15 protein-coding genes are annotated in these 15,198 nt (G+C 65.1%); 8 read left to right on the forward strand and 7 right to left on the reverse strand.

Annotation, left to right across the window (positions count from 1 at the left end):
* Positions 1-270: S26 family signal peptidase (locus AC1DRP_RS10445; protein WP_476768449.1), on the reverse strand; the 270-nt coding region annotated here is incomplete at its 3' end.
* Positions 271-605: 335 nt separating this feature from the next.
* Between AC1DRP_RS10445 and aqpZ the strand changes: the two genes are divergently transcribed.
* Complete coding sequence (gene aqpZ / locus AC1DRP_RS10450; RefSeq protein ID WP_441488723.1) at positions 606-1,304, forward strand: aquaporin Z; 699 nt, start codon at positions 606-608, stop codon at positions 1,302-1,304.
* Positions 1,305-1,511: 207 nt separating this feature from the next.
* Here the strand turns inward: aqpZ and AC1DRP_RS10455 are convergent, their stop codons facing one another.
* The 3 genes from AC1DRP_RS10455 to AC1DRP_RS10465 are packed head-to-tail and all read right to left on the reverse strand — an operon-like array spanning position 1,512 to position 3,757.
* A complete protein-coding gene (locus AC1DRP_RS10455) occupies positions 1,512-2,576 on the reverse strand; it encodes a DUF2332 domain-containing protein (protein WP_476768450.1) in 1,065 nt (354 codons plus the stop codon).
* A gap of 14 nt (positions 2,577-2,590) precedes the next feature.
* The gene (gene acpS, locus AC1DRP_RS10460) at positions 2,591-2,995 is read right to left on the reverse strand and encodes a holo-ACP synthase (RefSeq protein WP_113518170.1); all 405 of its coding nucleotides are present in this window, start codon (positions 2,993-2,995) and stop codon (positions 2,591-2,593) included.
* Between the two features lie 9 nt (positions 2,996-3,004).
* Entirely contained in the window at positions 3,005-3,757 is a 753-nt protein-coding gene (locus AC1DRP_RS10465; protein ID WP_441504770.1) for a pyridoxine 5'-phosphate synthase, read from the reverse strand.
* A gap of 193 nt (positions 3,758-3,950) precedes the next feature.
* Here AC1DRP_RS10465 and AC1DRP_RS10470 point away from each other — a divergent pair, with 193 nt between their 5' ends.
* The 6 genes from AC1DRP_RS10470 (at position 3,951) to AC1DRP_RS10495 (ending at position 11,003) form a co-directional block, all read left to right on the forward strand.
* Positions 3,951-5,702 carry an ATP-binding protein gene (locus AC1DRP_RS10470; protein WP_441504771.1) on the forward strand — a complete coding sequence of 584 codons (1,752 nt, stop codon included), beginning with the start codon at positions 3,951-3,953 and terminating at the stop codon, positions 5,700-5,702.
* A gap of 97 nt (positions 5,703-5,799) precedes the next feature.
* On the forward strand, positions 5,800-6,192 hold the full coding sequence (rpoZ, locus tag AC1DRP_RS10475; RefSeq protein WP_069877018.1) for a DNA-directed RNA polymerase subunit omega: 393 nt from the start codon (positions 5,800-5,802) through the stop codon (positions 6,190-6,192).
* A gap of 148 nt (positions 6,193-6,340) precedes the next feature.
* Positions 6,341-8,548, forward strand: a complete 2,208-nt coding sequence (locus tag AC1DRP_RS10480; protein ID WP_476768463.1) for a RelA/SpoT family protein — start codon at positions 6,341-6,343, stop codon at positions 8,546-8,548.
* Positions 8,549-8,765: 217 nt separating this feature from the next.
* The gene (gene pyrE / locus AC1DRP_RS10485) at positions 8,766-9,350 is read left to right on the forward strand and encodes an orotate phosphoribosyltransferase (RefSeq protein ID WP_441504772.1); all 585 of its coding nucleotides are present in this window, start codon (positions 8,766-8,768) and stop codon (positions 9,348-9,350) included.
* Between the two features lie 177 nt (positions 9,351-9,527).
* Positions 9,528-10,148: a LabA-like NYN domain-containing protein gene (locus AC1DRP_RS10490; RefSeq protein ID WP_441488727.1), complete on the forward strand. Its 621-nt coding sequence runs from the start codon at positions 9,528-9,530 to the stop codon at positions 10,146-10,148.
* A gap of 120 nt (positions 10,149-10,268) precedes the next feature.
* Positions 10,269-11,003, forward strand: coding sequence for a superoxide dismutase (locus tag AC1DRP_RS10495; protein WP_441488728.1), 735 nt, complete (start codon positions 10,269-10,271; stop codon positions 11,001-11,003).
* 95 nt (positions 11,004-11,098) lie between these two features.
* Here the strand turns inward: AC1DRP_RS10495 and smpB are convergent, their stop codons facing one another.
* The 3 genes from smpB to dapA are packed head-to-tail and all read right to left on the reverse strand — an operon-like array spanning position 11,099 to position 12,832.
* Complete coding sequence (smpB, locus tag AC1DRP_RS10500) at positions 11,099-11,572, reverse strand: SsrA-binding protein SmpB (RefSeq protein ID WP_441488729.1); 474 nt, start codon at positions 11,570-11,572, stop codon at positions 11,099-11,101.
* Entirely contained in the window at positions 11,569-11,886 is a 318-nt protein-coding gene (locus AC1DRP_RS10505; RefSeq protein ID WP_441504773.1) for an FMN-binding negative transcriptional regulator, read from the reverse strand. The genes smpB and AC1DRP_RS10505 overlap by 4 nt, the downstream gene beginning before the upstream one ends.
* 52 nt (positions 11,887-11,938) lie before the next feature.
* Positions 11,939-12,832, reverse strand: a complete 894-nt coding sequence (gene dapA, locus AC1DRP_RS10510) for a 4-hydroxy-tetrahydrodipicolinate synthase (RefSeq protein WP_476768451.1) — start codon at positions 12,830-12,832, stop codon at positions 11,939-11,941.
* A 172-nt stretch (positions 12,833-13,004) separates the two neighbouring features.
* On the opposite strand from dapA, the gene AC1DRP_RS10515 reads away from it, so the two are divergent.
* On the forward strand, positions 13,005-15,086 hold the full coding sequence (locus AC1DRP_RS10515; protein WP_441504774.1) for a lytic transglycosylase domain-containing protein: 2,082 nt from the start codon (positions 13,005-13,007) through the stop codon (positions 15,084-15,086).
* The last annotated feature ends 112 nt before the right edge of the window (positions 15,087-15,198 follow it).

Below are 15,198 nucleotides of genomic sequence, written 5' to 3' on the forward strand. Positions count from 1 at the left end.
CGGCTCGGCAGCCCAGACCCGGCCCTTGAACAGCGGCGGGCTGAACGGGATCGAGTGCTTGGAATAGCCGTAGGTGTATTTGGAGACGAAGAGATAGTCGCCGATCAGCAATGTCGGGATCAGCGAGCCCGACGGAATGTTGAAGGGCTGGAACAACAGCGTGCGGATGACAAGCGCGATGAGAAGCGCCTGGACGACGACCTTGATCGTCTCAAGGATGCCGCCCTCGTCCTTGGCCGTCTTGCTCTTGATTTCGGCGTCGTTGGCCACCCGGGGCGCTCCTTCATCAGTTCCGAGGCGCGGCATAGCGGAATGTACGGCCGGGGACAACGCGATATCCTCGCACAAGATGGCGCGAACAGGGCCGCCCGGCATCGCAACGCAACATTGGTTCTGTCATCGCGAATTTACCCGGCTGCCCGCAGGTCCGGACCTGCCGCAATTGAGGCGACGCAATCGCGCCGCCCCGACATTGCCCCAGGCCAAGCAGCAGCCGGCGAAGATCGACCCCTGCCGCAGGTGAAGGGCGGCCCCGCAGTAGCGTAATTGACGCATTCCGAGCCCAGGTTCACTGATAGCTGGTCACAACCTCTGGGGGAATCAGTATGAGCTCGAAGAAATATGCGGCTGAAGCCATCGGCACATTCTGGCTAACCTTCGCCGGCTGCGGCAGTGCGGTCATCGCCGCAGGCTTCCCGCAGGTCGGTATCGGGCTGCTCGGCGTCTCACTTGCGTTCGGCCTGACGGTCGTCACCATGGCCTATGCCATCGGCCATATTTCGGGTTGCCATCTCAATCCGGCGGTCACCGTCGGGCTCGCGGCCGGCGGGCGTTTCCCCACCGGACAGGTCCTCCCCTATATCGTCGCGCAGGTGATCGGTGCGATCGCCGGCGCCTTCATTCTCTACATGATCGCCAAGGGCGCGCCTGGCTTCGATCTCGCCAAGGGCTTTGCCTCGAACGGCTATGGCGAACATTCGCCGGGCCAGTACAGCCTGTTCTCAGGCTTCCTGATGGAAGTCGTCATGACGATGATGTTCATCTTCATCATCATGGGCGCGACCCATGGCAAGGCGCCGGCAGGCTTCGCACCGCTCGCCATCGGCCTCGGCCTCGCTCTCATCCACCTGGTCAGCATTCCCGTGACGAATACTTCGGTCAATCCGGCGCGCAGCACCGGCCCTGCCCTGTTCGTCGGCGGCTGGGCGCTGCAGCAGCTCTGGCTGTTCTGGGTCGCTCCGCTGATCGGCGGCGCTCTTGGTGGCGTGCTCTATCGCTGGCTGAAGTCCGACACGGCCGAATAGCCGTCAAGATGGCGCCGGCTCGGTCCGGCGCCTCGTTTCCTGTGGTTCGAACGGGTCGGGTGCGCGCAGCTCCGGCCCGTTTTGCGTTATCGGCCTAGATCATCGGACAGGAAACCGCGTCCGGTCCGATGATCTAACCCTTTGTGTTTGCATCGGCTTTGTCCCGAAAACCGCAATCCACTTTTCGGGCCGATGCCCTAACCCGCCTCAGTGCCACTCGACCCAGCGGCCGTGATAATCGGCGCGCCCGAGTTCACGCTCCACTGCCCCCGGCCATTGCGTCAKGGCGACCGCGGCATGGCCAGGCTTGCCGTCCGGCTCCATGCGCAGCCAGGCCAGCGGGCGCTCGGCGGTCGCGGCAGCGCCCGCCGCAGCCATGGCCGCAACGATGCGCTGCTTGGTCGGCTCGGGCAGATATTGCCACATGATCGTGTGCATCAGCATGCGGGCGCTGCCCGGCGCGGCCGCCTCGGCCAGCCGCGCCTCGACCCAGGCGGCAGCATCGGCTCGCTCAACGCGCCACGAGGCAGCAGACGCCGCATCGAAGGCTGCTTCGGTCGTGTGCAGGCGGTCGGCCTGATCCGGCCAGATATAGGAGAGGACGCGGGCGCGATCGGCCGGTTGCGATGGGTCGAGCGGATTGAGGTCGCAGGCACGCCGCGCCGCCACGCGAAGCGCGGCATCGAGCGGAGGCAGCCTGCCGCGCCATTCGCTGCGAATCGTGGCCGGCGCATCGTCGCGCCCCCAACTGGCGGCACCAAATGCGTAGCGATAACGCTCGAAACCGAGATTGAGCCCGGCGCTCGCGCCGATCTCGATCAGATCAAGCGGCAAGCCGGTATCGCGGGCAACGATCAAGGCGCCCCCGAGCAGCACGGCGCAGCGCTTCACCTCATTGGTCTGCGGGGCGCTGTCGAGATAGGCGGCAAGATCCGCATCATGGGCGTCGATGGCTGCGGCAAGGCCGCTCCACAATGCGTCCGCGCGGGCAACAGCCGGCGGGTAGAGCGCCTGCAGTGACGGCATCGTTCCGGAGCGCGCCAAGGCGTTGAAGGCACCGGCTGCCCGCAAGGGCAGCGCATCGGCAACGGGGTCGCCCGGCCAGCCAAGCGCGCGCCGGCCAAAACCACTGGTTTGATCGAGCCGCTCCGCCATCACCTCGCAGAACAGGGCCGTGAAGGGGGATCCAAGCCTGCGACAGGCCTCAACCTGCCCTCTGAAGCTCGCGCGGGCACGCTCCTCGCGTTCCGCGTCGCCGACACCACCAGACATGCCCGTACTCCCTGTCAGGGAAGAAGCGGTCGCGCCTCGATCACGACGAAAGCCTGCGCCATTGGCGGATCATCGGTCAGCGAGACATGGACGAAGGCTTCATGCCCTGGCGGCAGCATCGCTGCGAGGCGCTCGGCGGCGCCGCCGGTCAACCGCATCGTCGGCTGGCCGCCGGGCAGGTTCACCACCTCCATATCGCGCCAGAACACGCCGCGACTCAGACCGGTGCCAAGCGCCTTGGAGCAGGCCTCCTTGGCGGCGAAGCGGCGGGCATAGGAGGCCGCCCGGGTGGCGCGGCGGTCCGACTTGGCCCGCTCGCCCTCGGTAAAGATGCGATGGGTGAAGCGCTCGCCGAACCGCTCCAGCGATTGCTCGATGCGGCGGATATCGCAGAGGTCGGAGCCGATGCCGAGGATCATGCAGCCGGTCTACTTGGCCGCGCGCCCTTCGTCCATGGCTGCACGCATCTGCACGATCGCCTGCTCCAAGCCGATGAAGAGCGCCTCGCCGACCAGGAAGTGGCCAATATTGAACTCGACGAAATCGGGAACGACCGCCAATTCGCGCGCGGTGTCGTAATCGAGCCCATGGCCGGCATGAACTTCGAGTCCAAGCGAGGCCGCAAGCGCAGCCCCTTCGGCAAGACGGCGGAACTCGGCATCGGCCTTGTCCCGCTTGCCGTCGATGACGGCATGGCACCAGGTTCCGGTATGCAGCTCGACCACCGGAGCGCCGAGCTTGGCCGCCATCCTGATCGGAGCAGCATCCGGCTCGATGAAGAGCGACACCCTGGAGCCCGCCTCGTTGAGCTGCGCGATCGCTGGCGCCAAAGCACGCTCCTGCCCGACGACATCGAGCCCGCCTTCGGTCGTGCGCTCCTCGCGTTTCTCGGGCACGAGGCAGGCCGCATGCGGCTTCAGGCGCTCAGCCAGCGCGATCATCTCCGCCGTGGCTGCCATCTCGAAATTCAGGGGCACGGTGAGTTCGGCCATCAGCCGCTCGATGTCGGCATCGCGGATGTGGCGCCGGTCTTCGCGCAGATGCGCCGTGATGCCGTCGGCTCCGGCCTCGACAGCAAGATGCGCGGCGCGGATCGGATCGGGCAGGGCTCCGCCACGCGCATTGCGCACCGTAGCAACGTGATCGATGTTCACGCCCAGTCGCAACCGGCCATTTGTCATCACAAGTCCCCTCGCCCGTTGCCAGCGTGCATACCGCCTGGCCCGGTCCGGCTCAAGGCACGGAAATTGATCGGCAAGACCACGTTCGCTGATGGATATCGCGAGAGCTTTCCCGGGCTTCTTCGCGATTTGCTAACCGCGCCGCCAAGCTGCCGCGGCTTGGAAACCAATCTTAAGCGCGCACGCTCCTTTCATGCCTGACCCAGATCAGATCGAGAGACCCAGGGCCGTGCAGATTTCCGTCAATCAGGGCCAGTTCGAAAACGATATCATTCCGGACCGTCGCACCGCCGGCCAGGTGGCCGACCGGTCGATCGGCCGCGTTCTGTCATGCAATGGCGCGCGTGCGACGATCGGCACCATCATCCCACGCGCCGGCACGGCAACGCCCGAGGCCTGGACGATCGGGCGGATGATCTCGATCAATCTCGGCCGCAGCCGGATCGTCGGCATGGTCTATGAGATCAAGGCCGTCAGGGAATTCTGGGACGAACTGGCCGACAATCCCGTCCATATCGAAGTGGAACTGCTCGGCGAGGTGCTGGAAGCCGAGGGCGGACGCACTTATTTCCAGACCGGCATCACCACCTATCCGCCAGTCGGCGCGATCGCGCACCGTATCCGGGCCCATGATCTTGCTCTGGTGCATGACCTCGGCGCCAGGGCCGGCGTCGCCATCGGACACCTGACGCAGGATGCCGCCATTCCGGCGACGGTCTGCATCGACGATCTGCTGTCGCGCCATTTCGCGCTGGTCGGCACGACCGGCGTCGGCAAGTCCAGCGCCGTCTCGCTGCTGCTGCGCAAGGCGATTGCCGCCAAGCCGCATCTGCGGGTGCTGATCCTCGATCCGCACAACGAATACGCCCACGCCTTTCCCGACAAGGCCGTGGTCACCGATGCGCAGAGCCTCGACCTGCCCTTCTGGATGTTCCGCCTCGAAGAATTTGCCGATGTCGTCTTTCGCGGCCGTCCCGATCTCGACGAGATCGACATCCTGCGCGAGGTCATCGCCGCGGCCCGCACCCGCTATCGCAAGCCCGCAGCTCAGGACTTCGCCCGCGACCTCGGCGCCTCGCTGCTGAAGCGGCCGCTCGATCCGACGGCGCGGCGGTCGGCGGCCGGTGGCGCTGCCTCCAGCGGCGACGCCCCCCTGCCCTACAGGATGGTCGACGCGCTCGCCGTCCTGGACGAGTTGATGGGGCTCCATGAGATCCGTTATCCGCGTGCCGCGCTGCGATCGCTGAAGGTCCGTCTCGAAGCCCTCTATGGCGACCCGAGCTACCAGTTCATGTTCGCACGCGCGAACATGGTCGAAGGCATGGGCCAGGTGATCGGCCAGATCTTCCGGATTCCGCAGCATGGCCGGCCGATCTGCGTGTTCCAGCTCGCCGGGCTGCCGGCCGATGTCGTCAACGCCGTCGCATCCGTGCTGGCGCGCATCGCCTTCGACCTCGCCATGTTCAGCCATGGCGGCTACGAGGTGCTGCTGCTCTGCGAGGAAGCCCATCGCTATGTGCCGGCGGACCAGTCGCTCGGCTTCACGCCGACCCGGCAAGCCATCGCCCGCATCGCCAAGGAAGGCCGCAAATACGGCGCCTATCTCGGCGTCGTGACCCAGCGCCCGGGCGAGCTCGATCCCACGATCCTGTCGCAATGCTCGACCATCTTTGCGATGCGGCTCGCCAATGACCGCGACCAGCAGATCATCCGCTCGGCCATTGCCGACGCCTCGGCGAGCACGATCGGCTTCCTCTCGGCCATCGGCAATCGCGAGGCGATCGCCTTCGGCGAGGGCGTGGCGACGCCGATGCGCATGCGCTTTGCCGAGCTTGCGCCGCATGAGCTGCCGGCGATGGCGGGGGGATCGATCCTCGACGGCCTGGCCCATCGTGAGCCCAGGCTCGACGAGCTGGTCAGCCGGATGCAGGGCGAGAGCTGGTAAGCGCGCGCAGCAAAATCTTGCATCCGCCCGGCTTTGCCTGTATGGCCGGCTCACATCAATCTTTCCCTGCATCGCCAAGATCAGAAGGAGCCGTTCAATGGCTCGCGTTACCGTTGAGGACTGCATCGACAAGGTCGAGAACCGCTTCGAGCTGGTTCTGCTGGCCAGCCACCGCGCCCGCATGATCGCTTCGGGCACGCAGATTCTGGTTCCCCGCGACAACGACAAGAACCCCGTCGTGGCGCTACGCGAAATCGCCGAAGAGAAGCTCACTCCCGAAGATTTGAAGGAAGAGCTGATCCACTCGCTGCAGAAGCATGTCGAGGTCGACGAGCCTGAGGCCGAGACCGTGCCGCTCCTGACCAGCGGCCCGTCCAGCGCAGCGACGCCCGATTCGGAAGTCCAGTTCGATCGCATGAGCGAGGAAGATCTGCTGCGCGGCCTCGACGGCCTCGTGCCGCCGACCGAGAGCGCCGACGACGAAGACTGATCAAAGCGTTCACCAGTCTACGCTAAAGCCCGGCATTGCCGGGCTTTTTCATGCCTACCCTGCATAGAATCGCCTTGCCCCGCCGGAACGCCGTGCCGATATTGAACCTTTGCAATTCTTGGCAGGCGTTACAGGGGCCCGCATGGGCATGATGCGGCAATACGAGCTCGTTGACCGGGTCAGGAGCTATAATCCGAATACCGACGAAGACCTGCTCAACCGAGCGTATGTCTATGCCATGCGCGCGCATGGCACACAGAAGCGCGCCTCGGGCGACCCCTTCTTCGCGCATCCCCTCGAAGTCGCGGCGATCCTGACCGATCTCAAGCTGGACGATGCGACGATCGTCGCCGCCGTCCTGCACGACACCGTCGAGGATACGGCAGCCACTCTCGAAGAGATCGAGAGCATGTTCGGGCCGGATATCCGCCGGCTCGTCGACGGCTTGACCAAGATCAAGAAACTCGACCTCGTCTCGAAGAAGGCGGCCCAGGGCGAGAATTTCCGCAAGCTGCTGCTGGCCATCGCCGAAGATGTCCGGGTGCTCCTGGTCAAGCTCGCCGACCGGCTGCACAACATGCGCACCCTGCATTTCGTCCCGCCCGAGAAGCGGCTGCGCGTCGCCGAGGAGACGGCCGAGATCTATGCCCCGCTCGCCGGGCGGATGGGCATGCAGGAACTGCGCGAGGAGCTGGAAGAACTGGCCTTCCGCCATATCAAGCCGGAAGCCCACTCCACCATCACCAAGCGCCTGGAAGAGGTGACCGAGCGCGAAGGCTCCGTGATCAGCGCGATCGAGATCGATCTCAAGGAGAAGCTGGCCGCGCGCGGCATCCAGGCGGAGGTCGCCGGACGGCGCAAGCGCCCCTACTCGATCTGGCGCAAGATGGAGCGCAAGTCGGTCTCCTTCGAGCAGCTTTCGGATATTTTCGGCTTCCGGGTCATCGTCGACCAGTTGGAGGATTGCTACCGCGTGCTCGGGATCGTCCACACGACCTGGCCGATGGTTCCGGGGCGCTACAAGGACTACATCTCGACGCCGAAGCAGAACGACTATCGGTCGATCCACACCACGGTGGTCGGCCCGGGCCATAGCCGCGTCGAACTGCAGATTCGCACCGACAAGATGGACCGCATCGCCGAATACGGCATCGCGGCCCATGCCCATTACAAGGACGGACGGACCACCGAGCTCTCCGGTGCCGCCGATGAAAGCCGGGCCTATCAGTGGCTGCGGCGCACCGTCGACCTGCTCGCAGAGGGCGACAATCCGGAAGAGTTCCTGGAGCACACCAAGCTCGAGCTCTTCCACGACCAGGTCTTCTGCTTCACGCCCAAGGGCCGGCTGATCGCCCTGCCGCGCGGGGCGACCCCGATCGACTTCGCCTATGCGGTCCATACCGATGTCGGCAACACCGCGGTCGGTGCCAAGATCAATGGCCGCATCGCGCCGCTGCTCACCGAGCTGCAGAATGGCGACGAGGTCGAAATCACCCGCGCCGACGGGCAGGTGCCCCCCGCGGCCTGGGAATCGCTCGTCGTAACCGGCAAGGCGCGCGCCGCGATCCGAAGGGCGACGCGCGCGGCCGTGCGCAAGCAATATGCCGGCCTTGGCCGCCAGATCCTCGAACGCGCCTTCATGCGCGCCGAGCGTGTCTTCACCGACGAAAAGCTCAAGGCGGCGCTCAAGCGGCTGGCCCGCACCGSCGTTGACGACGTGTTCGCCGCTGTCGGGCGCGGCGAGATGTTCTCGGGCGACGTCGTCAAGGCGGTCTATCCCGATCTCGAGCCGGAGAAGCGGTCCACGCCCGAAGCCCGTGGCGAAAGCAACGGCAAGGGCTGGTTCGAGCTGCGCAAGGGCGACAATCTCAAGTTCAAGCTGCCCGGCGAGACGCCGGGCGCCAATGCCATCCCGATCCGTGGCCTCGGCGGCGATCTGCCGGTGCGCTTCGCGCCGAATGGCGGCGCCGTGCCGGGCGATCGCATCGTCGGAATCCTGACGCCTGGCGAAGGCGTGACGATCTATCCGATCCAGTCGCCTTCGCTGGCGGCCTTCGACAACGAGCCCGATCGCTGGCTCGACGTGCGCTGGGATCTCGACGACAAGACGCCCCAGCGCTTTCCGGCGCGCATCGCCCTCAACTCGATCAACGAACCCGGCTCGCTGGCGCAGATCACCACCACCATCGCCGAGCATGACGGCAATATCGATGCGGTGACGATGGTGCGGCCGACGCCGGACTTCACCGATGTCACCATCGATCTCACGGTCTGGGACCTGAAACATCTCAGCGCCATCATCAGCGAGCTGCGCGAGAAACGGGTGATCAGCCGGGTCGAGCGCGTGGTCGGCTAAAGCATCGGCCCGAAAAACGGATTGCGGCTTTCGGGCAAGCCCATGCAATCACAGGCGGTCAGATCATCGGACCGGATACGATATTCCGGCCGATGCGCTGCCAGCCTTCCACAGCTCCGCTCGGGCCCACGCTTGAAACGCAGGCCATTCCGGCGCAAAAGCACTCGCCTGTGCCCGTCGCAGGCAATGGGATCAACTCCATCTGCGAGGCGCACCGATGACCGACGACGAGGTCCTGGCCGAATTCCGCGATGCCGGCGCATTGCTTGAAGGTCATTTCATCCTGTCTTCCGGCCTGCGTAGCCCGGTCTTCCTGCAGAAGATGTTCATCTTCCAGGACCCGGTCCGCACCGAGCGGCTCTGCAAGGCGCTTGCCGCCAAGATCGAAGCCACATTCGGCAAGGTCGACTATGTCGTCTCGCCCGCGGTCGGCGGCATCGTGCCGGGCTACGAGACAGCACGGCACCTCAAGGCCAAGGCGGTGTTCGTCGAACGCGAGGACGGACAGTTCAAGCTGCGCCGCGGCTTCGCCATCCCCGCCGGTGCGCGCGTGGTGATGGTCGAAGACATCGTCACCACCGGCCTCTCCTCGCGCGAATGCCTGGCCTCGATCGCTGGTGAACCTGGCCAGATTCTCGGCGCCGCTTGCCTGGTCGACCGTTCCGCCAGCAAGGCCGATCTCGGCGTCAGACTGGTCAGCCTCGTCGCTCTCGATATCCCGGCTTATGCTCCTGACGCGCTGCCACCCGAGCTCGCCGCCATCCCGGCGGTCAAGCCCGGCAGCCGGGGGCTCGCCAGCTGAAGGGCCCTGCGGGGCTCAAGGAAACTGACCAGCCTGAGCAAGCGCACTTGCAAGACTCCAGCAAGTGGCCACATAATTAGTGCTTGGCTGATCAGAATTCGCCGATCTTTCGACATTGCCTGACCGCTATCCTTTCGATCTGACGTATTTGATTCGATTTTTACTGGAGTCGTTCCCATGGCGGAGCCGCGCATCGCGCTTTTTATCGATGGGGCAAACCTCTATGCCACATCGAAGCAGCTTGGCTTCGACATGGATTACCGTCGACTGTTGAAGGAATTCCAGGCACGAGGCAACCTCATCCGGGCCTTTTACTTCACTACGTTAGTCGAAAGCGAAGAGTACTCGTCGATCAGACCACTGGTCGACTGGCTCGACTATAACGGCTACCGGGTCATCACCAAGGCGGCCAAAGAATTCACCGATGCGACCGGTCGCCGCCGGGTCAAAGGCAATATGGACATCGAGCTCGCCATTGAAATGCTCGAACTAGCGCCGCATCTTGACCAGATCTACTTGTTCTCGGGCGATGGTGACTTTCGCCCACTGGTTGAAGCCGTGCAACGCAAGGGTGTAAAGGTCTCGGTGGTCTCGACCATCACGACCAATCCCCCCATGGTCTCAGACGAGTTGCGCCGCCAATGCGACGAGTTCCTCGACCTTTCGCATCTCATGGCGAAAATCGGGCGCGACCCCTCGGAGCGCGCGCCGCGCAGTGGCGCTGCGGGCACGCCCGGCCATCCCGGACTGGAACGCCGTTATGGCATCCGCCAGGGCGACGAACCGGTCGAAGGCTGATTTCGGCACGCCACTGACGTGTGGTCAGGGGCTGTGATACGACCGTTGGAGCGAGGCCCCAGGCCGCCATGTGATTCGGCCGGGCCGGCTATGGCAACAACGGGACTGGGAGGCCTCATCATGCATCGCCGTCATTTTCTCGCCGGGCTCGCGGGGAGCTCCGCGGGCGTTTTCGTCATCGCCAAGCCCGCTCTCGTCCTGGCGCAGGCTACGCCTGCTCCCGCCGCACCGGCGGCTGCACCCGCCTTCACGTTGCCGCCGCTCGGCTATGCCTATGAGGCGCTGGAGCCCAATATCGACGCCGCCACCATGCGTATCCATCACACCGCCCATCATCAGGCCTATGTGAACAACGCCAACGCGCTGGCCAATCAATGGGCGGACCTGAGGACGACGCCAATCGAGACCGTGCTGGCCGATCTCAGCGCGGTTCCCGAGAACGTTCGCACCGGCGTCCGCAACAATGTCGGCGGCCACTGGAACCACACGTTCTTCTGGGAACTGATGACGCCGGGCGGCGCGGAGCAGCCCTCACCCGAACTCAAGAGCGCGGTCGAGGCCTCGCTCGGTTCGGTGAGCGATATGGCGACCAAGCTCAACGCCGCCGCCCTGGGCCGCTTCGGCTCCGGCTGGGCCTGGCTGGTCGTCGGCAAGGACAAGAAGCTCGCGATCGTCAGCACCGCCAATCAGGACACCCCGCTCGAACTCGGCGCCAAGGCGGTCGTCGGTGTCGATGTCTGGGAACACGCCTATTATCTCAAGCACCAGAGCCGCCGCGCCGACTATCTGGCGGCGTGGTGGAAGACGGTGAACTGGGACAAGGCCAACGCCAATTTCAAGAAGGCGATGATCTAACCTTCTGTTTTTGGATGGACGCCCTGAGAAGGAAAAAGGGCCGCTCGCGCGGCCCTTTTTCCGTGACGATCGCCCTTTCGGAAAGCCCTGTCGGTTCAGCCGCCGGTTTTCATGATCCGCGCCTTGTCGCGGTTCCAGTCGCGGGTCTTTTCGGTCTCGCGCTTGTCATGCAGCTTCTTGCCGCGGCCAAGCCCGAGTTCGACCTTCGCGCGGCCCTTGTCGTTGAAATAGACCTTGAGCGGGATCACCGTGAAGCCGTCGCGCTGGATCGCGCCCATCAGCTTGTTGATCTGACGACGATGCAGCAGCAGCTTCCGCGGCCGGCGGACATCATGGTTGAAGCGGTTGGCTTCGAGATATTCCGGGATATGGGCGTTGAACAGATAGAGTTCGGTCCCCATCGGCCCGGCATAGCTCTCCCCGATCGTCGCCTTGCCACCGCGCAGGGACTTGATCTCCGTGCCCTGCAACGCGATGCCGGCCTCGAGCGTCTCGATGATCTCGTAATTGTAACGCGCCTTGCGGTTATCGGCCGCGAGGCGATAGCGCTCGGGATCAGGCTTGCTCATGCCGGGTGACCAAATCCATAGGTCTTCACGAGACCCGCCATGGCCTGCGACTCCGTTTCGGAGTCAGCACTCAGGCCGTTGAGAACTCCCAGCCTGTCGGCGTCCTGCCGGTTCTGGCTGAGTTTGAACTTGCCGATGATCGAGGCGATCTCGATTTCGATGCCGACAATGCCGCGGGCCTGCGCCGCAATGAACGGCTCGGGGTCGGCGAGAAGGCCGTCGGCGCCGGCCGCCACTATGGCGAGCGGATACGCGCGAATGACGCCGTGCAACGCGTCCCGGTCTTCAACCTTGAAATGGCTCGGTTCGTACATCAGCGGCTCCGGGGCGGTTCGCCGAGCACCCCGGGCGAACGCAACTCTCTATCTAGGCATTCAACAGCCCGGCGTGAACCATGGCCTCGCGGATAACCTTGCCGGTCGGGGGCGTCACCGGCATCAGCGGCAGGCGAACCTCCTCCTCGATCCGGCCGAGCAGCTTGAGCCCATGCTTGGCGCCGGCAAGGCCCGGCTCCTTGAACACCGCGTCGTGCAGCGGCACGAGCCGGTCCTGGACCTTCAGCGCACCAGCGAAATCGCCCTTGAGCGCGGCCACCATCAATTCGGAGCAGAGGCGCGGCGCAACATTGGCGACAACCGAGATGCAGCCATGGCCGCCGGCCGCCATATAGGCCAGCGCCGTCATGTCCTCGCCCGAGAGCTGGATGAACTCCGGCCCCATGGCGTGGCGCTGCTGCGAGACGCGGGCGAGATTGGCGGTCGCGTCCTTGACGCCCGCGATGTTCTTCAGCTCGTAGAGCCGCGCCATGGTCTCGACCGACATGTCGACCACCGAGCGCGGCGGGATGTTGTAGATGATGATCGRGATGCCGACCGCGTCGTTCACCGCCTTGAAGTGCTGGTACATGCCCTCCTGGGTCGGCTTGTTGTAATAGGGCGTGACCACCAGCAGCGCCGGCGCACCGGCCTTCTCGGCATGGATCGCGAGGTCGATCGCCTCGGCCGTGTTGTTCGAGCCGGCTCCGGCGATGACGGGAACGCGACCCTTTACCGCATCGAGGCAGATCTCGATGACTCGCTTGTGCTCGTCATGGCTGAGCGTCGGGCTCTCGCCGGTGGTGCCCACGGGCACGAAGCCATGGCTGCCGCTTTCAATCTGCCAGGCGATCAGCGCGCGCAGGCCATCCTCGTCGATCCTGCCGCCCTTGAACGGGGTCACCAAGGCTGTGAGCGAGCCGGTGATAGGCGCATGCTTGGTCATGATCGAGCCGTCCTAAGAACAAAATCCGTGTGTAGCGGGCGACAGACATACCGCCTCCCACCGCATGCGCAAAGGCGAAAGCCCGTCAAAAATCGCTTGCACGTTAGTTAACGGTCCATCAAGACCCTTCGCCGACCATCGAAGTCCAAGCGCCATCCCGGGGAAATCCACCATGGTACGGCTGCCTGCCTCTCGACGGCTCCTTTCATGGGCCGTGCCTGCACTCCTTGTGACTGCGAGTGCCCAAGCGACCAACGACGCCGACCACGTCCTGCAGAAGGACCGTGTTGCGGCCATTGCCGATCCTGCGACGACGGCGGCGCTCCTGCGCTCGCCCGACGAGCAGTTGCGCGCCGACGCGCCAGCCGATCAGGGCGCCCTCAAGACGGCGGTCGAGGCCTATCGCCGTGGTACGGTGACCGAGGGCGATGCCTTCGCCTCGGCCTTCGACGACCGCGCGACGCGCGCCATGCTCGAATGGGCCGCGATCCGCTTCGGCGGCAGCACGGTGGGCTTTGCCCGCATCAACGCCTTTCTCGAGACCTATCCGAACTATCCGGCAACGACATTGTTCCGCCGCCGCGCCGAGGCCGCGCTGATTGCCGAGAAGAAAAGCGTGGCCGTGATCCGGGCCTTCTTCCATGCGCAGCGCCCGATCAGCCCGGTCGGCCGCGTGGCGCTGGCCATGGCCCTGAAGGCTGACGGCAAGCCCGACGATGCGATGGTGCTGATCCGCGAAACCTGGCGGCGCGACCATCTCGGCGCGCCGCTGGAAGCGATCGTCCTGAACAGCTTCGGCGACCGGCTCACAGTGACCGACCATCGCCTGCGCACGGAACGCTATCTCTTTGAGGAGAACAATGCGGCGGCGCTGCGCAATGCCGCGCGTGTCTCCACCGATTATGTCCTGCTCGCCAAGGCGCGGCTCGCCAGCGCGCAGTCTAAGGGCACGATCGCGCCCGCACTGATAGCGGCCGTGCCGGCGTCGCTCCGCAACGATCTCTCCTTCACCTTTCTGCAGGTGCAGCAGGCCCGGCGCGCCAACAAGGCCGGCGAAGCCGCGCAGATTCTCGCCAAGGTGCCGCGCGACCCGGCCCTGCTCGGCGATGGCGACGAATGGTGGACGGAGCGGCGCCTGATCGCGCGCAAGCTTCTCGACGAGGGCGATGCCGCCAAGGCCTATGAGGTCGCAGCCGGTCATGGCGCCGAAGGCGCCGCCGAGCGCATCGACGCGGAATGGCACGCAGGCTGGATCGCGCTGCGGTTTCGGGATCAGCCCGGCCTGGCTCTCGCCCATTTCGACGAGGCAGCCAAATGGGCGGAAACGCCGGTCTCGGTCGCGCGCGTCGCCTATTGGCAAGGCCGCGCGGCCGAAGCGATCGGGCTGACCGAGCGCGCCCAGGAGGCCTATGAGCGCGCGGCGGCTCATTCCGTCGCCTATTACGGTCAGCTTGCCCGGGCCAAGCTCGGCCTACCGGACCTGCCGATCCGCACGACGGAATCGGCGGCGCTCGAACATTTGCCCGGTCATCAGGGTGTGCGCCTCCTCTACCAGATCGGCGCGCGCGATCTTGCAGCCACCATGCTGGTCGATCTGTCGCAGCGCCTGCATACGACGACCGCGCTGGAAGCCGTGGCCGCGATCGCCAGCCGTGAAGGCGATGTCAGGACCCTGCTGACGATCGGCAAGACCGCCCTGCAGCGCGGCTTCCCGCTCGACACCGCCGCGTTCCCCACCTCCGGCGTGCCGGACTTCCCCGTGCTGGGCGACCCGATGGAGCGGGCGATCGTCCACGCCATCGCCCGGCAGGAAAGCGCCTTCGATCCCAATGCGGTCTCGCATGCCGGCGCACGCGGGCTGATGCAGATGATGCCGGCGACGGCCCGGGAAACGGCCCGACGGGCCAATATGCCGTTCGACCTTCCGCGGCTCGGCAGCGATGCGCTTTATTCGGCGCAGATGGGCGCGGCCCATCTCAACGACCTGATCCGGGAATGGCGCGGCTCCTATATCCTGAGCTTCGCGGCCTATAATGCCGGCTCCGGSAATGTGAAGCGCTGGATCGACGCCTATGGCGACCCTCGCAAAAGCGATGTCGATGCCGTCGACTGGGTCGAGCGCATCTCGATCTACGAGACGCGCAACTACGTCCAGCGTGTGATGGAGAACCTGCAGGTCTACCGGCAGAGGCTGAACCAGCGTACCGCCTATCTGATCGATTACGACCTGAAGCGGACCTGGACGCGGGATTAGGCGGGATCTCCGGCCCTTCACGGCCGGAGCCCCCTCGCCTGCTCCGTTCCGGCGGATTTTCTTGACTGGGACCAGTGCCCATTTCGCCTGAAGATGCTTTAGTCCAGCCTCT

The organism is Allobosea sp. 01N443 (assembly GCF_056399325.1).